Here is a 20,841-nt window from a genome sequence, read left to right as displayed (position 1 = left end):
CACGGGGCCGACGTTGCGGCGTTGACGCACGGTAGTTTTCTGCGAATGCGGCGCGCATTTCTTGCATTCGTTCTCGCGGTGGTGCTGCCTGCAGCGGCGTGCAGCTCGACGACCGAAGGCTCAGCGGTCAAGGACACCAGCGCCCCGCCGCAGCCGACCATCGACGTCAACTCGCTCGACACCGGCCCCTATTCGACGAAACCGGCCCAGCCGCTCGGCGTCGCAGGCGACCCGGCGCGCGGGGTCGTCATCGAGGCCCAGCGCATGGCCAACCACGTGATCGGCCCGTGGGAAGTCGATCCGGCGGTCACCGGGTGGTTCGGCTTCGGCGCGCTGGTGCTCGACTCCGCCCAGGCGATGACCCTGATCGGGCCCAGCGAGCTCGCGGCGGTGGCGGGCAAGCACAACTTCGTCAACGGCTTCACCTCCGCGCGCACCGAAGCGAACAAAAAGCTGCTGATGACCGCAGTGCTGCGGTTTCCCGACGAGACCGCGGCCAAGGACGCGGCGACCGAACTCGGCGAGAGCGCGTTGAAGCAGCAGGGCGCCGACGGTCCGGCGCAGAAGGTCCAGATTCCCGGCCACGACGACGCGCAAGCCAACAGCTTCGTCATGATCGATCGCGATGCCGGGCGGTGGAACGCGGTGCGCGCCTTCACCGCTCACGGCTCTTACGTTTTCATGCAGTTGGCGCAGTCCACCGAGAGCGTCGACGGAGCGACCGCGCTGGTGGCCAAGACGCTCGACCTGCAAGGCCCGGAGATCGACAACTTCCGCGCAACCGATCCCGCCGAGTTCGCCGACATCTCCGTCGACCCGACGGGGTTGTTGGCCCGCACGGTTCCGGTCGAGCCGCGCGACCTGGCGGGTACGCAGTACACGACGTACGAACAGCGCGGCGCCCTGCACTTCCAGTCCGATCCGGCGCGCTCGTCGAAGTTGTTCGCCGACACGGGCACCGACCTGGTCGCGATGGCGAAGACCAACATCTACGAAGCCGAGAACGCCGAAGGGGCGACCGGCGTCGTCGACGGCTTCTTCGCTGAACTGCAGCCGACGTCGCAGCCGGCCAACGCGGTGCGCAACATGCCGGACAGCCGGTGCCTGCGCCTCAAGGACGGGGCGTTCTACTGCCTGGCGACGGTCGACCGCTATGCGATCGAGGTCAGCGGCAAGGAACTGCTGGACACCCAGCAGCTGGTCGCCGCGCAGTACGCCGTGCTGACCAGCGGCTAGGCCAGCACGCCCCGCAGCACCAGCTCGCTGAGCCTGCGGGCCGCGGTGTCGGTGTCCTTGACGCGGCGCACGCAGACCGCATACCAGGCGCCGCCGGCGATGACGTCCATGATCGTGTCGGCGTTGACGCCTGCGCGCGCGACGCCGTCGGCGACCGCGCCGTCGATCCTGGCTGCGAGTTGACTGCGGGCGGTGGCCTCGAGGCGATCGCTGAGCAGCCGACGCATCTTTCGGTCGGCCCGTAAATCGTTGAGCAGACCGGGAATTGCCTCACGCACCGCGGCATCGCCGTACATGCGCATGGCGCCGTGGCACAGCCGGGTGATCTCCGCGGCGAAGTCGTCGGCTGGTGGTTCGGGGCCGAGGTCGGGGAACAACGCCTCGTGCACCAGGTGCGCCTTGGAACTCCAGCGGCGGTAGACCGCGGGGCGGCTGACCCCCGCCGTCGTCGCGATGAGGTCGATGCTGGTCGCCGCGTAGCCGCGATCGATCAGTAGCCGCCGTGCGGCGGCCAACACGTCGGTGTCGATCGAGGGATCGCGGCGCGAGCCCTGGCGGCGGTGAGGCCGTGCCGCGGTATCCGCCAATTCGCGTCTCCGGTCGTCGGTTTGTCGTTACAGTCTGTCACAACAACACGACCCGACCGCGCCGAAATGGAATTCCCGGCTATCAAGCAGCCCGCTTCGTAGCCCGGAATTCCATTTCGGCGAAAGCAGGCGAGGAGCGTCATGACTGCCGGAGTAAACCTTCCGCTGGCCGCCACCGGCGAGGACGGTCGACACCTCTACACCTGCCCACTCTGTGAGGCCATGTGCGGGTTGGAGATTCAGGTCGAGCGCGGGCGGGTTGCCGGTATCCGCGGCAACCGAGACGACACCTGGAGCCGCGGCCACATCTGCCCGAAGGGCGCCACCTTGGGCGCCGTGCACGAGGACCCGGACCGTATCCGGCGCCCGATGATCAAGGTCGACGGGCAGTGGCAGGAGGTCAGTTGGAGCGCCGCATTCCGGCGGTGCACCGAACTGCTGGCCCCGGTGATCGACAAGTACGGCATCAGCGCCGTGACGTGCTACACCGGCAATCCACTCGCGCACTCGTTCTCTCTGGGCCGCTACACCGGCGTGCTGCTCGGCATGTCGGGAATTCCGCTGTCCTACTCGCCCGGCACCGTCGACCAGTGGCCGAAGAACCTGTCGTCGCACCTGATGTACGGCGGGTGGTGGACCTTTCCGGTGCCCGACATCGAGCGCACCGACCTGCTCGTGGTGATGGGCGCGAACCCCGCTGCGTCGCAGGGCTCCCTGCTGGCGGCGCCCGACGTGATGGGCATAATCGACGGAATTCGCAAGCGCGGCAGAGTAATTGTGGTCGACCCAGTGCGCACCGCGACCGCAGCCCGCGCCGACGAATGGCTGCCGATCACCCCCGGCACCGACGCGGCGCTACTACTGGCCGTCACGCACACGCTGTTCGCCGAGGAGCTGGTCAGTCTCGGCGAGGTGGCACCGTACGTCGACGGGCTTGACCGTATGCGAATGGTGGCCGCCGAGTGGTCGCCCGAACGCGTCGCACCGGTCACGGGCGTTGCCGCGGACCGCATCCGCGAATTGGCGCGCGAACTCGCGCGCACCGAGCGTGCCGTCGTCTACGGCCGAATCGGGTTGTGCAATCAAGAGTTCGGCAGCTTGGCGAGCTGGCTGGTCGACGTCGTCAACATCCTCACCGGGCATTTCGACACCGCGGGCGGTGCGATGTTCCCGCGTGCGGCGGCGTGGTCGGTGACTGTGCAGCCGCTCCCCGGACTCGAGGACGGGGCGCCCGAGTTCGGCCGGTTCCGCACCCGCGTGCGCGGCGCCAAGGAAGTGCTCGGACAGGTACCGGTGTCATGCCTGGCAGAGGAGATCGCGACGCCGGGCGAGGGCCAGATCAAAGCGTTGATCACCGTGGCGGGCAACCCTGTGCTGTCGACGCCGGCCGGTCACCGGCTCGACGAAGTGCTCCCGGACCTCGACGCGATGATCGCGGTCGACCTCTGGCTCAACGAGACCACCCGACATGCCGATGTGATCCTGCCTGGCCTCTCGCCGCTCGAGCAGCCGCATCACGACGACCTGATCCTCAACTTCGCCATCAACAGCATCGCGAACTACTCGGCGCCGGTGTTCGCGCCCGATGACCCCGACCGGCCGCACGAGTGGGAGATCCTCATCCGGCTCACCGGGTTGTGCACCGGAACCCCCGCCGAGGATGTCGACGTCGCCGCGTTCGACGACGGGTTCTTCGACTACATGGCCTTCACCCAAGGCCTCGACGGCGCGCAGATCCGCAAGCACTACCAGTGCGGCGGCCCCGAACGCATCCTCGACCTCACCCTGCGCACCGGCCCCTTCGGCGACCGCTACGGGGAGAACCCTGACGGTCTCAGCCTGACGAAACTGAAAGAGCATCCGAACGGCATCAACTTCGGGCAGATGGTGCCGCGGGTGCCCGAGGTGCTGGGCACCGCCGACAAGAAGATCAGGCTGACGCCGCAGTACCTGCTCGACGACCTGCCGCGGCTTGCCGAGCGTCTCGACCGCGCGCCCGACGAGCTTGTGCTGGTCAGCCGGCGGCATCTGCGCAGCAACAACTCCTGGCTGCACAACGTCGCCCCGCTGATGAGAGGCCGGGACCGATGCACACTGCTGATGCACCGCGACGACGCAACCAAGCGCGGCGTGGTCACCGGCGACATCGTGACGGTCGTGTCGTCAGGCGGTCGCATCGACGTGTCTGTCGAGGTGACCGACGCGATCATGCCGGGCGTGGTGTCCATGCCGCATGGCTGGGGCCACGGCAAACCGGGCACCCGGATGGCCGTCGCCAACGGCGCACCCGGCGTGAACACCAACATCCTTTCGCCGCCGACGTTCATCGACGAACCGTCCGGAAACGGCGCGCTCAACGGCATCCCGGTGACGGTCAGCGCCGCGGCGACCTGACAGTATTCGAACCGTGGGCAAGAACGAACGCGCGAAGATCGTCATGTCGGACGACGAGATCGCCGAATTCATCGAGCGCAGCAGGACCGCGACCATGGCCACGGTGCTTCCCGACGGCAGGCCGCACCTGGTCGCGATGTGGTACGCGGTCGTCGACGGAGAGATCTGGTTCGAGACGAAAGCCAAGTCGCAGAAGGCCGTCAACCTGCGCCGCGACCCGACGATCACCGTGATGATCGAGGACGGGCACTCCTACGACACGCTCCGTGGCGTGTCGATCGACGGCCAGGCCGAGATCATCGACGACCCCGACACCAACCTGCGGGTCGGCATTAGTGTGTGGGAGCGCTACACCGGCCCTTACACCGATGAGATGCGCCCGTTCGTCGACCAGATGATGCACAACCGGATCTGCGTGCGCGTCGTGCCGCAGCGGATGCGCAGCTGGGACCACCGCAAACTCGGAATGCCCGCCATGCCCGTCGGCGGCAGCACCGCACAGTACCTCGAGGACAAGTGATGGACCCGAGCAAGAAACCGGCGCAACTCAATTCGCCGTTTGTGACGACCGTGATGAAGTATGCGGGCAAAGCCCATGTGTGGGTGTATCGCAGGTCCGGCGGAAAAATCGGCAAGACCTGGCGCGTCGGCGCCGGTTTCAAGAAACCCGTACCGACGCTGTTGCTGGAACACACCGGCCGCAAGTCCGGCAAGAAGTTCGTCTCGCCGCTGGTCTACATCACCGACGGAGACGACGTGATCGTTGTGGCGTCGCAGGGCGGGCGCGATACCGACCCGCAGTGGTACCGCAATCTGGTGGCCAACCCTGATGTGCACATCGAAATCGGCACCCAGCGCAAACCGGTGCGCGCCGTGACCGCATCGGCAGAGGAAAAAGCCAGGTTATGGCCGAAGCTGGTGGACGCCTACGCCGACTTCGACACGTATCAGAGTTGGGCGGACCGCGAGATCCCGGTCGTGGTGCTCCAGCCGCGCTGAGGCGCAATTGGGACTTATCTCACATCGCGTTCCCTACCCCCGTGCACCCGGGTAGCCGACGTAACAGGTGCGCATAAGCGCCGAAACCAAATACGTCGATATTCAAGGGGGCCTACTGACGATGGCTACAACAATGACCGAAACCACGCTGCTCACGCAGCTGCGAACCATTCTTGATCTCACACACACCGAGATCCAGGTGGCGGAGACCCGCGTGTCGCAGGCCCGCACCGAAGCGGTGCGCCGTGAGCTGACGCAGAACGCCGAGAACGGCCGTATCCGCGCCGAGGCGATCGAGAAGGCGATCCGGGATCTCGGCGGATTCCCGGACACCATCGGCCCGTTCCTGGGTCGTGCCGCCGCGGCGGTCAAGGCGCTGACCGAGCAGGCTCAGCCGTTCGATGAGGCGCTGCTCGGCGACCTCGCGCTCGAGGACCAGCTGCTCGACCGTGCCCGCTACATCAAGGCGCTCGCCGTTTCGGCCAAGCGCAGCGATGTACAGCAGCTGGCCGACCGACTGATCACCGCGCACTCCGCGACGGTCAACTGGCTGACCACGGTGCTGGCCGAGGAGGCGCTTGGCGGTCCCGCCGCTCTGCGTCGCACCCCGCTGCAGGCTGCAGCCGGTACGGCGGTCAAGGTCGTGAACCTGCCGGGGCAGTGGTCGGCGCAGTCGATCGAGCGTTTCGCCGAACTCGTGCGTTCCGCGGGGCCGGCTGTCGAGGACCTGCGCGAGCGTGCGCAGCGGGCCAGCGAGATCACCTTCAAGGCGCTCAGCGCGTCGCGTGACGGTGCGCTTCGCAGCGCCGAGAAGGTCGTGCGTCGTGAAGGCGCCGATGAGGCGGCCGACAGGCTGCACAAGGCGCGCGCCGAAGGCGGCATCGTCGACGCCGACGAGCTGCCGATCGCCGGTTACGAGGACTTGAACCTCAACGACGCGGTCGCCGCGGTGAAGGATCTCGATGATCCGTCCGACATCCGCACGATCGTCGCCTACGAGGAGATGCACAAGAATCGGCAGCGGCTGGTGTCCGCGGCGCAGACGCGCCTGGCAGACATCGCCCAGGAGGTCGTCGGCCTCAGCTGACAACCGATTGACGGACGCCCCGCGGTCATCGCCGCGGGGCGTTCGCTCGTCTCAGGGGCGGGGCGGACTGAAGCCGGGATTGGCCAACGCGGTCGCCGTGGCACTGCCGATCGGGCCGTGCTGGTCGACGACCGTCGCCGTGCCGGTGGCGACGCCCGCGTCGCTGCAGTGCGTGAGGGCGTTCAAGCCGAGGTACGGCCCCTCGGGCAGTCGACTGAGCGTCAATGTGTAGTCGGCGTTGATGAAGCCCAAACCGGCTGTGCCGTAATGGGTAACCGAACTCGCCATGTCACCCACCATGGCCGCGCGGGTGAAGGGCGTCATCGGTGCATCCGCAACCAGTGGCAGCAGGTCGCGCACCCAGATGTGCTTGGGGCCGACGTGCTGCCAGGCGCTGAGGTTGGAGTCCGGACCGGGGGAGCCGGAGTCTTTACCGAAGATCCACACCAGCATGGCCAGATCCTCGGGCACCCGTTCGGGAAGAGGTGGCGGCGGCGGCATCTCGGTCGAGGATGTCCAGACGTCCCCCTCGGGTTGCTCGCCGCGTCGCAGGAACAGCGCGCTGGCGCGTGCGACGACCTTGCCGTTCTGATGCATGTTCGCGTCGACGAGGCGTAGACGCCTGCCGTCGCGGGCGACGGTGGTGTCCACGCGCACCGGTGTCAGGGCCGCCGGTCGGAACAGGTCGACGGTCAGGCGGGCCGGTTGTAACTCGGGGTCGCCTGCGGCGGCTTCGATGACATGGCCCAGCAACCCGCCCACGTAGTTGCCGCTGATGGTGTGCCCCCAGGGGCCACGCGCGAAGGGTGTCGGCACAAAGTGGTCGCCGTCGGGCAGGAAGAAGGCGGTCGTCACCGCGACGACCCTATCGGGTTAGCCGATCTAAGAATTCTGCAGCCAGCGCTTGATGTCGCGGTCCACGGGATCGACGACGTCGTCGAACTCGTGATGCTTGCCGACGTAGTTCTCGACCATCGCGCACACGGGCACGATGCGCTTGCCGGCCTCCCGCGTCCGCGCGAGGGCTTCGCCGATGAGAATCGTTGCCAGGCCACGTCCTTCGAATGCGTTGTCGACCTCGGTATGGGTGAAGATCCGCTGCCCGTCTCGCTCGGCGAATTCGGTGAAGCCCACGGTTTGATCCTCGACGGCGATGCTGAATCGGTCGGCTTCGGCGGTCACGGTGGTCTGCGCGCCGGTCTTGTCGGTGGTCATGTCTCCGCTATACCCCATGGTTGGACCGCGGACGCAAGGTGGCGTTCGGCAGGGCGGGCGCAGGGAGCCGCGGCACCGAACCCCGGTACTGGCTCACCGAGCCGAAGCGGTCGTGATGCTCCTGCCACTGCTGTCGGTACGTGGCGATGTCCTCGTGGCTGCGACCGACGAAGTTCCACCACATGACCAGTCGCTCCGGGAAGGGCGGACCGCCGAGCAGGAGCGCCCGCGCCGGCCCGTCGCCGCGATTCGCCACGGTGAGGTGAGCGCTGCCGGCGGGTTGAACAGCGAGGTCGGCAGTGTCGAGACGCGTGCCGGCCACATCGAGGTGGCCCCGGTCGAGCAGAACGCCGTGTTCGAAGTCCCGGTCGAACGTCCAGGGTCAGTTCGGCGCCTGGCTCGAGCTCGACCTGGGCGCCGAGCAGCGGAGTGAACGTTGCCACGGGTGACCGTTCACCGGCGAGCTCACCGAGAAAGACTCGTAGCGTCGCCGCCCCGACCGATCGCGGACTCGGGACGTAGTGCGCGAAGTCGCGGGCCGTGTCGCGAGCGGCGTCGGGCAGCGCCACCCACAGCTGTACCCCGTGCAGAACGGCCGTCGCCGGCGTGGAGACCTCGGAATGGCAGATGCCTGCGCCCGCGGTCATGAGGTTCAGTTCGCCTGGTCGCACCATCGCGTGCACACCGGCGCTGTCGCGGTGTTCGACTTCGCCGCTGAACAGCCAACTGACGGTCTGCAGACCCGTATGCGGGTGCGGAGGCACGTCCATGCCGGGTCCGGTGCGGACGTCGTGTGGACCGTAGTGGTCGATGAAACACCATGCGCCGATGAGAGATCGCTCGCGCTGCGGCAGCGTGCGGCGCACTTTGATCGCACGCGGTCCACCGAGCGGTACCTCACGCGAATGCAGCACACCGGCGAACGGCGACGAAGTGCAGGCGACTTCGGCGGGCGCGGTGTCGGTGTTGCTCACGAACCCCACCGTAACCACGGCACCCCTCGTGAGGATTTATCGACTACTGCCGCAACCGCCGTGCCCGTGTCATCGCTGACCGAATGACCCTCAGGTCGTGGTCGTCGATTTTAAACAAGCCGAAACGGAATTTGTACCCCCAGCGGGCCTTGTCCTCGATGAAGTCGAGCTTGTCGAGCAGCGGTCGGATCGGCGTCTCGCCGCACTCGAGGAAGTCGACGTTGCGCCGCCACGGACCGTCCTCCTTGGGTTCGGCCTGATAGGGCTCGTCGTCGACGACCTGCCCAATGGCGGTGAAGGCCTGCAACGGATCTCCCGTGGGGTAGGCCGTCTTCGGCGAGTAGAAGATGATCCAGTCGCCGCGCGCCATCCTGCGGAGCGTGGTCGGCTTGCCATGGTTGGCCTGTGTGAATCGGCCGCGCACGCCAAGCGAAACGTGATCACGGCTGACCGTGTTGATCCAGTTCGTCATGACCGCACGCTAAAGCGGAAGGCCGACAGATGTGCCGTGCGCGACGGCCGCCTGTGGACAACTCGACATCGACCTGTTGACAACCTGCACCGTGGGTAGTTGCACCGTGACGCGGAGCCCGCCATCGGGACGGGGGCTGAGTGTGAGTTCTCCGTCGTGCGCTTCGGCGATGCTGTCGACGATCGCCAGACCGAGACCAACGCCTGCGTGGTCGGTGCGTATACGTCCGGTGCCGCGCTGAAACGGCTCGGCAAGAGTGGAAACCACTGTGGGAAAAAGCACCTCGCCGGTGTTCTCGACGGTGAGCATCGCACCGTCGGGGTGAATGCTGGTGGTGACCCACACGGTGCCCTGTTCCGGCAGGTTGTGGACGATCGCGTTGTGCACGAGGTTGATCGCCATCTGCAGCAGCAGTGCGTATGAGCCGACGGTCGGGGTGACGTCGCCTGCGGTCTTGAGCGTGACGCCATGCTTCTCGGCAAGGGGGAGAAGCGTTTCGGTGGCTTCTTCGGCGATGAGGGATAGGTCGACGTGTTCTCTGGTGAAGGACCTTTGGTCGGCGCGGCTGAGTAGAAGCAGCGCTTCGGTGAGGTCGATCGCTCGGGTGTTGACGGCGCGAAGGCGTTCGACGAGTTCCCCGGTGTCGCGGTCGGGGTCACTGCGGGCCACGTCGAGAAGGGTCTGGGTGATCGCCAGTGGGGTGCGCAGTTCGTGAGAAGCGTTGGCCGCGAACCTCTGTTGTTCGGCGACGTGCGCTTCCAGCCGTGCGAGCATCGTGTCGAAGGTGTCGGCGAGTTCGCGAAACTCGTCCCTGCGGCCTGGCAGCCGGATCCGGTGTGACAGCGACCCGTTGGTGGCCATGCGGGCGGCGTTCGTGATTCGAGTCAGGGGGTTGAGCATCCGGCCGGCGAGGAGCCACCCTCCGGCGAGGCCGAAGGCCAGCAGGAACGCCAGCACTGCCGCCGCCGCCGGAGCGAAGGCCCGCAGGAGGTTGGACCGGATGGGAAACACGCCATCAGTCAGCGTGTCGTCGGTGCTCCCGGGGATGATCATCATCCGGTCGGGAACGTGACGCAGCAGGAAGACCCATACCGCGGCGAGCAGCAAGGCGCCGGCGAACATGAGGAAGCCGGCGTAGCTGAGGGTCAATTTGAGGCGAACACTCACCCCAGGCGGCCTATTCACGTTCGCCTCCTTCATCTTTGGTGCCGGGTGCTGTGTCGATGCGGTAGCCGACGCCGGCCACGGTGGCGATGATCCAGGGTTCGCCGAGTCGTTTGCGCAGTGCCGAGACTGTGATGCGCACGGCGTTGGTGAACGGGTCGGCGTTCTCATCCCACGCCCGTTCCAGTAGGTCCTCTGCGCTGACGACACCGCCTTCGGCAGCGACGAGGACTTCGAGCACCGCAAATTGTTTTCGGGTCAGACCGACGTAGCGGCCGTCACGGTAGACCTCGCGGCGGAACGGATCCAGCCGCAGACCCGCGATCGTTCGCACAGGTGGTCTGTGGTGGGCGCGCCTGCGGTCGAGGGCCCTGAGGCGCATCACCAGCTCTCGGAGTGCGAAGGGCTTGGTGAGGTAGTCGTCGGCGCCGAGTTCGAACCCCGAGACCTTGTCGTCGAGCCGGTCGGCGGCAGTGAGCATCAGGATCGGTATGCCGCTGCCGGACGCGACGATGCGCTCCGCGACCTGGTCACCAGAGAGCCCGGGAATGTCGCGGTCGAGGACGGCGATGTCGTAGGCGTTGATGCTCAGCAGTTCCAGAGCAGTGTCACCGTCACCGGCGATGTCTGCGGCGATCGCTTCCAGGCGTAGGCCATCGCGGATGGCCGTTGCCATGTACGGCTCGTCTTCAACTATCAACACACGCATACAGGCGTGACGCTACGGGCCGCTGCATATCGTCGGTGTATCGAATGCCGCATACGTGCTGACAACACCACAGCGCCTTCACTAGCGACCATGACACACAACAATTCAGCACACACCGCAGTCCGCAGCACTCGACGACCGCTGGCCGTTTTCGCCATGGCCGCCTTGATTGGCTCGGGAGGTTTGGCCATCGCGGCCCAGGCCGGAGCCACCCCCGCCGGTCAGGAGCAGGCGGTGAAGTACTCCGAGTGCATGCGCGCCAACGGCGTCGCGGATTTCCCGAACCCCAACGCAGACGGTCAGATCCCCTACGGAGGTATCTCGGTACCGAAGGCCGTGTGGGTGAACGCTGTCGGCGTTTGCAAGGGCCTGCAACCGCCGGGCTGGTCAACCGACGCCCAGCGCACTCCAGAGCAACAGGACGCTGCACTCGAGTTCGCCCAATGCGTTCGCGACAACGGGGTGCCGGACTTTCCTGATCCCGCCACCGCACGTGACCCCCTCATCGACACGTCGAAGATGCGTGGCGACGTCAGCGCCCGCAGCATTCCCGAGCTCCAGCCCGCGGTGGATGCGTGCCGCGGCCTCTTCAGCGCCGCGCTGCCGGGGCCACTGGGAACTGGCCAGCCGGGCTGAGAATAAAGCTCGAAAGCGCGGCCACGCCGGTAGCGACAGTCGCCACCGGCGTGGCCGCCACGCTCTGCGCACGTACCGAGCCGGTGCATGTCGTCGGCATATCAGAAACCACATACGCGCTGACAACACCACGCTGCCTTGACTGAAGTCATGACCTACAACCCATCCGCACGAGTAGCAGCCCGACATCTCCCAGCAACGATCTTCGCCGCCGCTGCAGTGCTCAACGCAGCCCTTATCGGTGTCCTTGTCCACCAGTCGCCGGCCTGGCTGACCTCCCCGGCGGCACCGCCCACCCACCTCAACCACGATGGACCGGCTGCTGCGGCGCCGCTCCTTCCGCATGGCGAAGTGGCCCCAAGGCAGCCTTCTCAGCCAGAAGGTGTGCCTGACCGCAAAGTTGAATCGGGATCCAGCGTCGCCGGTGGCGCCGTCCCCGACGGCGTCAACGTCTTTGATGACGAGGTTCCGGCCGTGGCCAACCTCGACGCGGATCTGCTCGGAGCCCTGCGGGACGCCGCGACGGATGCCCAGCACGATGGGGTGGAGTTCGTCCTCAACAGTGGTTGGCGTTCCGCGGAATACCAGGAACAGCTGCTGCGTGAGGCGGTCTCGGAGTACGGGTCGGAAGCGGAAGCTGCCCGCTGGGTGGCCACGTCCACCACGTCCGCTCACGTATCGGGGGACGCGGTCGACATCGGGCCTTCCGATGCGACGACGTGGCTATCTGCGAACGGGGCCCTCTACGGGTTGTGCCAGATCTACCTCAACGAACCCTGGCACTACGAACTGCGGCCCGAAGCTGGTCTTGACGGTTGCCCACCCCTGTATGTCGACCCCACGCATGATCCGAGGATGCAGCAGTAGGCGCGCTTTGGCGATCTGAGGGTCATGGCCACGCCTGCACCGCAATGCGGGACGCTCGCTCGAGTTGGCTACGGGGTACGCCGTCAGAAGCAGATTGGGCGATCCCGCTCAGCATCGCCATCGTGTAGCGGGCGAGAGCAAGCGCATCCGTATCGGCGGGCAGCCTCCCGGCGTCGACGTCGGCCCTGATCTTGGCGGCGAACGCCGCCGTGTTGCGGCGCCGCAATTTGCGGGCAGCCTGCCGTACCGCCTCATCCGTCGCACCAGCGTCCCCGCTGACGACCAGACATCCAGCCGGGAGCCCACGACGCGTGTACCGCGCAGGCGCCTCGGCGAGGATGCGCGCGGCCGCCTTTCGGGCTGTCGGCTCCTCTGTCAATGCCGCATCGATAAATCCGCCGTACCGAGCGTCGTACACGCGCAACGCCTCGGCGAACAATTGCTGCTTGTCACCAAACGCCGTGTAGAGGCTCGGAGCGCCGATCCCGAGCTCGTCGGTGAGGTCGCGTATCGAGGTGGCCTCGTACCCACATCGCCAGAACATCCGAATCGCCTTGTCCAGTGCGAAGTCCCGATCGAACGAGCGGGGGCGCCCGCGGGTCGATGCCACCACGAGCCCATTCTATAACGATCGCTAGAGAATATGCTACGTTCGATATCTGTAACGACCGCTAGGGAAAGCAGGTGACACATGCGCTTCACGGCATCGAAGATCTCGCCGGTCTGGGTCATCGGCCTGGCGATCTTCGCGCAGGGAACCAGCGAACTCATGCTCGCCGGGATGCTGCCCGAGATGTCGGCCGACCTGTCGGTCACGATCCCGCACGCGGCACTGCTGATCTCGGGCTTCGCATTCGGCATGCTGCTCGGTGCGCCCACGCTGGCGATCGTCACGCTTCGGTGGCCGCGAAAGCGCGCCATGCTCGCGTTCCTGGGTTTATTCGCGCTGGTCCACGTCGTCGGCGCACTGACAACCAGTTATCCGCTGCTGCTCGGCTCCCGCTTCATCGGGGGATTCGTCTACGCAGGCTTCTGGGCGGTGGGCGCGAGCACCGCGATGTCTCTGGTGCCACCCGATCGGCGGGGACGCGCGATGAGCGTTGTCGCCGGGGGGCTGACTGTCGCGACCGTCGTCGGGTTGCCCGCAGGTACGTGGATCGGACAGCATTTCGGATGGCGGGGCGCGTTCTGGGCCGTCGCGGCGATGACGGTAGCCGCCGCGGTGGCCATCCTCATCGCCGTGCCCGATCTGCGCAGCAACACCGTGCCACGCATCAGCGTCGAACTGCGTGCTGTCCTGAACCGCAGACTGTGGCTTTCCTACGCGATCACGGCGACCTCGACCGCGTCGCTGTTCGGCACGTTCTCCTATCTCGGCGCCATGGTGCTCGACACCACCGGTCTCGACCCGGCCTGGGTGCCTGTGGTCATGCTCATCTACGGGCTGGGTGCGCTGGCCGGCATGTCCGCAGGCGGGCGGGCGGCAGATCGCCTGCCAGTCGGCGTGCTCGTCGGTGGATTCAGCGCGCTGGCAATCGTTTCCGCCGCGCTCGCCCTCACCGCGACCCACGCCGTCGCGGTGGTCGTCCTCGTGGTTCTGCTCGGCCTGGTCGGTTTCGGCACCAACCCGGCGCTGAACTCTCGGGTTTTCGGCATCGCTCCCGCGGCGCCCACGCTGTCGGTGGCAGGAAACATCGCAGCATTCAACGTCGGTATCACCATCGGACCGGCCGTGGGCGGGATGGCACTCACCGCCGGATTCGGATACCCCGCGGTGTTGTGGATCGGTGCCGCGCTTGCCGTGCTCGCCCTCGGACTAGCCGGGGTCGATGCCACCGCTCGGCGAACAGGACGTACCGACTCGTCAGCCACCACGCGACCGCCCGTCGACCAAATGGCGGGCTGAGGGAAGTCCACCGCGACGGCGACGACGCGGTAGCCGCGGCCATCAAGAGGGGACGGTGCCGCCATGGCGCCTCTCGGCGAGTGGTCGCTCGAAGCGACAGTGTTGGTTGGGGCCCGGGGCATGCCCGGCACCGTCGCGTCATCCAACGGCGGGCCTGGCCGAGATATTCCGCCCGCCGCCGACCCCCCGATCCGGCGGCGGGACGGGGGCTAGGCGATGTCGGCGTAGAGACGGCGCTCCCGCACCGGATACCCGTGCGACTCCGCGAGATTCCGCAGCTGGCGCAGCGCGAAGGTGCGACCGCGGCCGCCCTCGGGGATCACGATGCCGGCCCAGAGCCCTTCAGCGCGCGGCAACTCGCAGGCATCACGGGCGCACATCCAGCGACGCGGGCACGCCCGGCAGATCGTCTTGGCTTCCTCGTCGGCTGTCGTCGTCCATCGCTCGGGATCCCGTGTGCAAGCACCGATCGGGGTCTCGTCCCAGGGCGTCGTGTTCATCGCTGTGACTCCTCTGCATGTGCTCTGCGGTCGTGGCACCGCGTTGGCGAAAAGGTAGCGCACAAACCGTAGCGATGCAACAGTTAGCGCCACAAAAACAGAACACTTTTGTGGGCGTCGGGAGTGGCACAGCGTGCGAGCGCCGCTTGAACTGCAAAAACCAGTTCAGGCGGCGTCGCTGGAAACCGTAGCGGATGCAACGGTCTCCGCTTCAGGCCGGCGTAGCTATGCCACAGCGACACGGCACCAAGTCGTAGCGCTCGGCGTCAGGGCGGTTACGATTGGCGGGCCCGTCGCCCGCTCCACAGTCGAGGATCGCTCGTCCATGGCCCACGCAGAGTCGTCCGATGAGGCGACCGAAGTGCTGGATGCCGGGATGGTGCGGGCCGGTGCCGCGGCGGCCGCGCGTCGGCGTGAGCTCGACATCAGCCAGCGCAGCCTCGCCGCGGACGGGATCATCAACGCGGGGGCGCTGATCGCGTTCGAGAAAGGCCGGAGCTGGCCTCGCGAGCGAACCCGCGCCAAGTTGGAAGAGGTTCTGCGCTGGCCGCCGGGGACGATCGCCCGGCTCCGGCGCGGCGAGTCGGTCACCCCCGCACCGCGCGCCGAACAACCGTCGTCCGGCAATGACGAGGCATCTCTGATCGCGCAAGCGGTGATCACCGCGGTCAGCACTTTCAGTTCGGCGATCGAGGCGCTGCCGGCACCCGAGGACCCCGAGTTCTCGCCGAGGGTGAGAAAGATCCTGGCCGACCTGCGTCAGCTCGAGGCCGTCGCCGCCCGCGCCGCGCGCATCAGCAAGGTGTCGCCGCCACTGATCAAAGCGCTCAGCGCCGTGCGGAGCCGGTACGACGAGCTGATGCTGCGCGCGGCCAGGGCTCCGGGGGCCACACTGGGCCAGCAGCTGTACGCCATCCGGCGCGGAGCCAACCTCACTATCACCGAAACAGCCCAAGCCGCAGGCATTTCCGAGGACGAGGTCGTGCGGGCCGAAGCCGACGAGCTGATACCGGCCGCGACGGCGAAGGCTATAGAAACGTTCGTCGAACAGATGGACTGGCGCTGATTACGCGTCAGAACCGCTCGCGCTCCCGGCTGCGGTCGTCGGTTCTCGGGAAGTGCTCGGCGAGTGCGGCCGCGATCTCGACGAATTTGCGCCGGGTCGCGGGCGACATCACGCTGGTTCCGTCGATGACGCTGCCCAGCCGCAGGTGCCCGTCGAAGGGCACCTCGACCACCCGCTGCCCCTGGGACGAGAACTGTTGCGCGAGAATGGATCGCGTGCGCTTGTCGGCGTGCCCGTCGGAGTCGTTCAGGACGATGACCGTCCGCTGAAGCAGGCCGTTGAGACCGCGAGAGGCCAGCCAGTCCATGGTCTGGCCCGCCACCGCCGCGCCGTCGACCCATGGTGACGAGACCACGATCAACGCGTCGAGATCGCGTAGTACCTCCTGGGTCACCGGGGTGTCCATCGTCGAACTGCAATCGACGATCGAGATCGTGAAGTGGCGGTCCAGCCGCGAGGTTGCTTCCCGGTAGATCGCCGGGTCGAGCACGCGTCGCCGGGCGGGGGTCGCCTCCCCCGCGAGCACGAACAGGCCCGCGGCGTTGTTGCCGACTCGGCTGCGCAGGTCGGCGAAGCTCTCCAGATGCTGGTCGCCTGCCAGCTCCCAGTAGGAGCCCTGCACCCGCGGGTCCACCCGGCTGCCGAGCTTGCCGAACGAGGTGTCGGCGTCGATGGCCACCACCCGGTCGTCCTGACGCAGTTCGGCGAACACCGACCCAACGCTGGCCGAGACGGTCGTCTTGCCGACACCGCCCTTGCCCATCACGCCGATCTTGTAGTGACCGCGAAGGACGGCTTTGATTTGCGCTTCCAGTTCAGCCTGGCGAATCTCCTCCGGGCCCTGGCCGAGGTTCACCATCCCGAAGGTGGCCTTGTAGAGCGCCCGTCGCCAACCCCGGCTTGGGGGCACCCGGCGTGCCGGGACGAGCTCGTCGGCGCGGATGCGGTCGGCGTAGGACCCGGGCGGCGGCGGCGCTCCGCGGCCGTCCACCGCGTACCCGGCATCCGGCCACGGCTGGTTCGACGGGGGCTGGCCCTGCGGCGGTCCTGCCTGCGGGCGAGGTGGGCGAGCCGACGCCGGCTGCTGCGGGTGGCCCTGCTGCTGTTGTCCCCAGGGGGCGTTCGGTGGTGGACCGGATTCGCGGGGCGGCCCGTAGCGGGCGGCGGGCGGTCGGAAGCCGCCGGGACGCTCAGGTTCACGGAACGGCGGCGGCGGGGTGGGCTGTTCGGGGTCGTCGCCGGTCGGGTCGAGGTCCGATTCCTCCGGACCCGACCAGCCGAGCTTCTTCCGCAGCGCGTCATCGCGGTCGGTCACTGCGATCTCCTCCGAATGTTGTGCGACGCGGGTTTTCGGCCCCCTCAAGTATCAACTACCGGTCGCCGTGCCCGTCGATTGCGGGCAACTCTGAACTGCGACAACGAGCAGCAAACAATACGCACGTAACGTCGGGCCCCCTCCCGCGTCGACTTCTCGGCGGCGACATCCAGCAAACACAAGCGCATGGCCAGGTTGCACCAACATGCCGGTGCCGCCGACCGAACGCAATTCGCTGTATCCACATCGGTATAGCCCTGAACTGGGCGATGCACCGCTCATCTAATTGCTGTGCGGCCCGCGAGCACAGCCGTCCTCACCGGCCCCGGCCGCCAAATTAGCGCCAGGTGGGTACCGGATTCGCTGGTACGCTGTGTTCCGTCCGAGGGGGTCTTCCTGGCTGGGTCAACTGGGCGTGTTGCGCTGGGCGGCAAAGTATCAATACCGCCGTCAGCGCGAACCAGAATCCGACCCGCCGAGTGGACCCAGTGGAGGCCCGTGCTCGCTAGGTTTGGGTCCGCACGTGGAGATGTAGGGAGAGGGGTCCATGTCCACTGGCCAGATGCGCACCGCGACCGCTCGTCGTGGTGGGCTCGGCGCTCCGGCGCGGCCGGTCCGGCGATGAGTGGTCCGCACGCTGCCCGGCCCGACGCGACGCACATCGACGACGTGGTCGGCGTCGAGGTCACCATCGACGGCATGTTGGTCATCGCCGACCGCCTGCATCTGTCGGACTTCCCGCCGTCGCTGGGAATCCGCCTGAACATCCCCCAACCGGACCTGCGCAACATCGTCTGGGAGCAGGTGGCCCGCGATCTCACCGCACAGGGCGTGCTCGACGTGTTCGGCCAGCCCCACCCGGAGGTCGCCGCGATGATCGACACGCTCAGCCGTGCCGAGCGCACCCTCGAAGCGCGCTGGTGGCGGCGTGACCTCGGCGGCAAGATGGTGCGGTTTGTGGTGTGCCGCAAGGGGAATCGCCATGTGGTGGCCGCCCGCGACGGCGACATGCTGGTCTTGCAGCGCGTCGCACCGCAGGTCGGACTCGCCGGAATGGTGACGACGGTGCTCGGAACGGCCACGGCTGCCGACGTCGAACCGTTGACCGGGGTCGCGAGCAAACTGGCCGAGAGCAGGAATGCGAACCAGCTCACGCAATACGGCATCGCGCCGGCCTCGGCACGGGCGTATGCGGAGATCATCGCCGATCCCGCCGGGTGGGTGGAGATCACCGCGGTGGAGCGTCATCCCGGCGGGACGTTCACCCAGACCGACGTCGCGGCCGGTGTCCTCGACGCCCGGCAGGGCCGCATCGTGTCCATTCCGCGGCGCGTCAACGGCGAGCTCTACGGCAGCTTCCTGCCCGGATCCAAGGAGAACCTGCAGCGCGCGCTCGATGGGCTGATCGGGTTCCTGCCGTCCGGCAAGTGGTTCGACCACAGCGACGCGGCGCTGAACGGGGACTGAATGCGCGCAAGAAAGGCCGGCTAGTGGGTGAGCGTCACCCCGACGACTCCGACGACGAGCGCGACGATTTGTCCGCGCTCGATTTCTTCGACGTCGGCGACACTGCCGGCGGTTCGGACCTCGACGCGCTCGACTTCGCGCCGATCTACCCGCCCGACGAGCCGCTGCCGCCGCCCAACGCCGCAGTCGAGGATGTCGTACTGCCCATGCACACCGTCACCAACCCGCCGGGCACCGTCACGGTCACGACGTACATGGACGGCCGCGTCCAGCACATCGAATTGTCGCCGAAGGTCGCCGATATGACCGAAGCCGATCTCGCCGACGAGATCGTCGTGATCGCGCGGCTGGCCACGCAGGACGCCAAGTCCGCGCAGTACGCGTACATGCTCGACGGGATGCGCGAACAGGGGCACGACGACGCGGCCACCCGAGACTTCCTGACCCGCGACTTGGACCTGCCCACCCCGGAACAGGCCCAGGCAGCACAGGCCGAGGTCTTCGCGACAAGATATGGGGGTGACCATGACTGATCACCTCTCCAGCCTGTTCGGCAGCGCGGTCGGAATGCTCGCCAGTTCCCCCTCGCGCTCGTTTGAAATGTTCACCGAGATCACCACGTTCGACGAAACCGCTTGTGACGCATGGGTTGGCCGCATCCGCTGCGGCGACACCGACCGCGTGACGCTGTTCCGCGCCTGGTATTCGCGGTCCAACTTCGGCCAACTGGCCGGGGCCGCCGAGATCTCGATGAACAGCCTCAACGCCCGAGTTCCGATCGGCGGGCTGTTCGGCGACATCACGTATCCGATCAACTCGCCGCTGGCGATCACGATGGGCTTCGCGGTGCATGAGGCGTCGATCGGGAATTACGCCGACGCGATGGAGGCGCTGGAAGACGTTCCGTCGGCGGGCGCGGAGCACCTGGTGTCGTGGGTCAAGGCCGTGATCTACGGGGCCGCCGAGCGGTGGACGGATGTCATCGACCAGGTCAAGGGCGCCGGCGCGTGGCCTGACAAGTTCTTGGCCGCCGCCGCCGGTGTTGCGCACGGCGTGGCGGCCGCCAACCTCGGGTTGTTCACCGAGGCCGAGCGACGGCTGACCGAGTCGAACTCCTCACCGGCCGGCGAGGCGTGCGCACCTGCGATCGCGTGGTTCCTGGCGATGACCCGTCGCAGCCAGGGCAACGAAGAAGCGGCCGTGGCGCTGCTGGAGTGGCTGCAGGCGACCCATCCTGAGCCGAAAGTGACTGCGGCGCTGCGCGATCCGACCTACCGCCTGGTGACCACCACGCCGGAGAAGATCGCCTCACGCAGCGATCCGTGGGACGCCGCCAGCATCGTGGCCGACACATCCGGACGTGACGCGCTGCTGGCCGAGGCTCAGGCCGAACTCGACCGCCAGATCGGGTTGACCCGGGTGAAGGAGCAGATCGAGGCGTATCGCGCGGCGACGCAGATGGCCAGGATCCGCGCGGCGCGGGGCATGAAGGTCGCCCAGGCGTCCAAGCACATGATCTTCGCGGGCCCACCGGGCACCGGCAAGACCACGATCGCCCGTGTTGTGGCCAGCATCCTCGCCGGGCTTGGCGTGATCTCTGAACCCAAGCTCGTCGAGTCGTCCCGCAAGGATTTCGTCGCCGAGTACGAAGGCCAGTCGGCGGTGAAGACCAGCCGCACCATCGACCGTGCCGTCGGCGGGGTGTTGTTCATCGACGAGGCCTACACCCTGGTGCAGGAGCGCGACGGGCGCGCCGACCCGTTCGGCACCGAGGCGCTCGATACCCTGCTCGCCCGGATGGAGAACGACCGAGACCGGCTCGTGGTGATCATCGCCGGGTACAGCGCCGACATCGACCGGTTGCTCGAATCCAACGACGGCCTGCGGTCGCGTTTCGCGACCCGTATCGAGTTCGACTCCTATTCGCCGGACGAGATCGTGGACATCGCAAAAGTGATTGCCAAAGCCAATGATTCGTCACTGGACGAGGAGGCCGGCAAGCGAATTCTGGAGGCGGCGACGCTGCTGAGTCAGCGGGCGCTCAACGGCAAGCCGGCGTTGGACATCGCGGGCAATGGTCGATACGCCCGGCAGCTGGTGGAGGCCGGTGAGCAGAACCGCGACATGCGGCTCGCCCGCTCGCTGGACTTCGACAGCCTCGGCGTGGAAGAGCTCAGCGAGATCAACGGCGACGACATGGCCGCGGCGATTTCGGCAGTGCACGCACGATTGAGTATCGGCGAGTAG

The 20,841-nt window shown here is 67.2% G+C and carries 21 protein-coding genes and 1 pseudogene; 12 read left to right on the top strand and 10 right to left on the bottom strand.

Going from position 1 to position 20,841, the window contains the following annotated elements; genetic code table 11:
- Positions 1–45: 45 nt before the first annotated feature.
- On the top strand, positions 46–1,236 hold the full coding sequence (locus N4S67_RS22890) for a DUF7373 family lipoprotein (protein WP_260995337.1): 1,191 nt from the start codon (positions 46–48) through the stop codon (positions 1,234–1,236).
- Here the strand turns inward: N4S67_RS22890 and N4S67_RS22885 are convergent.
- On the bottom strand, positions 1,233–1,823 hold the full coding sequence (locus N4S67_RS22885; protein ID WP_260995336.1) for a TetR/AcrR family transcriptional regulator: 591 nt from the start codon (positions 1,821–1,823) through the stop codon (positions 1,233–1,235). The genes N4S67_RS22890 and N4S67_RS22885 overlap by 4 nt on opposite strands.
- A gap of 141 nt (positions 1,824–1,964) precedes the next feature.
- Between N4S67_RS22885 and N4S67_RS22880 the strand changes: the two genes are divergently transcribed.
- From N4S67_RS22880 to N4S67_RS22865, 4 genes are all read left to right on the top strand, one after another.
- A complete protein-coding gene (locus N4S67_RS22880; protein WP_260995335.1) occupies positions 1,965–4,217 on the top strand; it encodes a molybdopterin-dependent oxidoreductase in 2,253 nt (750 codons plus the stop codon).
- A gap of 13 nt (positions 4,218–4,230) precedes the next feature.
- Positions 4,231–4,737 carry a pyridoxamine 5'-phosphate oxidase family protein gene (locus N4S67_RS22875; protein WP_260995334.1) on the top strand — a complete coding sequence of 169 codons (507 nt, stop codon included), beginning with the start codon at positions 4,231–4,233 and terminating at the stop codon, positions 4,735–4,737.
- Positions 4,737–5,216, top strand: coding sequence for a nitroreductase family deazaflavin-dependent oxidoreductase (locus N4S67_RS22870; RefSeq protein ID WP_260995333.1), 480 nt, complete (start codon positions 4,737–4,739; stop codon positions 5,214–5,216). Before N4S67_RS22875 ends, N4S67_RS22870 begins: the two co-directional genes overlap by 1 nt.
- Before the next feature lie 121 nt (positions 5,217–5,337).
- Positions 5,338–6,303, top strand: a complete 966-nt coding sequence (locus N4S67_RS22865; RefSeq protein WP_390893491.1) for a ferritin-like domain-containing protein — start codon at positions 5,338–5,340, stop codon at positions 6,301–6,303.
- Positions 6,304–6,354: 51 nt separating this feature from the next.
- On the opposite strand, the gene N4S67_RS22860 is transcribed toward N4S67_RS22865, so the two are convergent.
- The 6 genes and pseudogenes from N4S67_RS22860 to N4S67_RS22835 form a co-directional block, all read right to left on the bottom strand.
- Entirely contained in the window at positions 6,355–7,158 is an 804-nt protein-coding gene (locus N4S67_RS22860; protein ID WP_260995331.1) for a thioesterase family protein, read from the bottom strand.
- A gap of 27 nt (positions 7,159–7,185) precedes the next feature.
- A complete protein-coding gene (locus N4S67_RS22855) occupies positions 7,186–7,518 on the bottom strand; it encodes a GNAT family N-acetyltransferase (protein WP_260995330.1) in 333 nt (110 codons plus the stop codon).
- Positions 7,519–7,525: 7 nt separating this feature from the next.
- Positions 7,526–8,492: pseudogene (locus N4S67_RS22850) on the bottom strand (pirin family protein).
- A gap of 43 nt (positions 8,493–8,535) precedes the next feature.
- A complete protein-coding gene (locus N4S67_RS22845; protein ID WP_260995329.1) occupies positions 8,536–8,964 on the bottom strand; it encodes an EVE domain-containing protein in 429 nt (142 codons plus the stop codon).
- A gap of 9 nt (positions 8,965–8,973) precedes the next feature.
- On the bottom strand, positions 8,974–10,149 hold the full coding sequence (locus N4S67_RS22840) for a sensor histidine kinase (protein WP_260995328.1): 1,176 nt from the start codon (positions 10,147–10,149) through the stop codon (positions 8,974–8,976).
- A complete protein-coding gene (locus N4S67_RS22835) occupies positions 10,142–10,837 on the bottom strand; it encodes a response regulator transcription factor (protein ID WP_260995327.1) in 696 nt (231 codons plus the stop codon). The genes N4S67_RS22840 and N4S67_RS22835 overlap by 8 nt, the downstream gene beginning before the upstream one ends.
- 90 nt (positions 10,838–10,927) lie before the next feature.
- Here N4S67_RS22835 and N4S67_RS22830 point away from each other — a divergent pair, with 90 nt between their 5' ends.
- Together N4S67_RS22830 and N4S67_RS22825 are read left to right on the top strand one after the other, a co-directional pair.
- Positions 10,928–11,473, top strand: coding sequence for a hypothetical protein (locus tag N4S67_RS22830; protein ID WP_260995326.1), 546 nt, complete (start codon positions 10,928–10,930; stop codon positions 11,471–11,473).
- 384 nt (positions 11,474–11,857) lie between these two features.
- Positions 11,858–12,340 carry a M15 family metallopeptidase gene (locus N4S67_RS22825; RefSeq protein ID WP_260995325.1) on the top strand — a complete coding sequence of 161 codons (483 nt, stop codon included), beginning with the start codon at positions 11,858–11,860 and terminating at the stop codon, positions 12,338–12,340.
- 22 nt (positions 12,341–12,362) lie between these two features.
- Here the strand turns inward: N4S67_RS22825 and N4S67_RS22820 are convergent, their stop codons facing one another.
- A complete protein-coding gene (locus tag N4S67_RS22820; protein ID WP_260995324.1) occupies positions 12,363–12,953 on the bottom strand; it encodes a TetR/AcrR family transcriptional regulator in 591 nt (196 codons plus the stop codon).
- Between the two features lie 78 nt (positions 12,954–13,031).
- Here N4S67_RS22820 and N4S67_RS22815 point away from each other — a divergent pair, with 78 nt between their 5' ends.
- A complete protein-coding gene (locus tag N4S67_RS22815; RefSeq protein ID WP_260995323.1) occupies positions 13,032–14,246 on the top strand; it encodes a Cmx/CmrA family chloramphenicol efflux MFS transporter in 1,215 nt (404 codons plus the stop codon).
- Positions 14,247–14,455: 209 nt separating this feature from the next.
- Here the strand turns inward: N4S67_RS22815 and N4S67_RS22810 are convergent, their stop codons facing one another.
- Positions 14,456–14,746, bottom strand: a complete 291-nt coding sequence (locus tag N4S67_RS22810) for a WhiB family transcriptional regulator (RefSeq protein WP_260995322.1) — start codon at positions 14,744–14,746, stop codon at positions 14,456–14,458.
- A gap of 325 nt (positions 14,747–15,071) precedes the next feature.
- Here N4S67_RS22810 and N4S67_RS22805 point away from each other — a divergent pair, with 325 nt between their 5' ends.
- Entirely contained in the window at positions 15,072–15,812 is a 741-nt protein-coding gene (locus N4S67_RS22805) for a transcriptional regulator (RefSeq protein ID WP_260995321.1), read from the top strand.
- 7 nt (positions 15,813–15,819) lie between these two features.
- Here N4S67_RS22805 and N4S67_RS22800 read toward each other — a convergent pair whose 3' ends face one another.
- Positions 15,820–17,127, bottom strand: a complete 1,308-nt coding sequence (locus N4S67_RS22800) for a MinD/ParA family ATP-binding protein (RefSeq protein ID WP_260995320.1) — start codon at positions 17,125–17,127, stop codon at positions 15,820–15,822.
- Between the two features lie 621 nt (positions 17,128–17,748).
- On the opposite strand from N4S67_RS22800, the gene N4S67_RS22795 reads away from it, so the two are divergent.
- Genes N4S67_RS22795 through eccA form a run of 3 tightly spaced genes read left to right on the top strand, consistent with a single transcriptional unit; the run spans position 17,749 to position 20,841 of the window.
- On the top strand, positions 17,749–18,594 hold the full coding sequence (locus N4S67_RS22795) for an ESX secretion-associated protein EspG (RefSeq protein WP_260995319.1): 846 nt from the start codon (positions 17,749–17,751) through the stop codon (positions 18,592–18,594).
- A gap of 23 nt (positions 18,595–18,617) precedes the next feature.
- The gene (locus N4S67_RS22790; RefSeq protein ID WP_260995318.1) at positions 18,618–19,127 is read left to right on the top strand and encodes a YbaB/EbfC family DNA-binding protein; all 510 of its coding nucleotides are present in this window, start codon (positions 18,618–18,620) and stop codon (positions 19,125–19,127) included.
- The gene (eccA, locus tag N4S67_RS22785; protein ID WP_260995792.1) at positions 19,120–20,841 is read left to right on the top strand and encodes a type VII secretion AAA-ATPase EccA; all 1,722 of its coding nucleotides are present in this window, start codon (positions 19,120–19,122) and stop codon (positions 20,839–20,841) included. Before N4S67_RS22790 ends, eccA begins: the two co-directional genes overlap by 8 nt.

The sequence above is a fragment of the Mycobacterium deserti genome (genome assembly GCF_025345615.1).
Lineage (GTDB): Bacteria > Actinomycetota > Actinomycetes > Mycobacteriales > Mycobacteriaceae > Mycobacterium > Mycobacterium deserti.
This window is presented reverse-complemented; position numbering and strand designations above follow the sequence as displayed.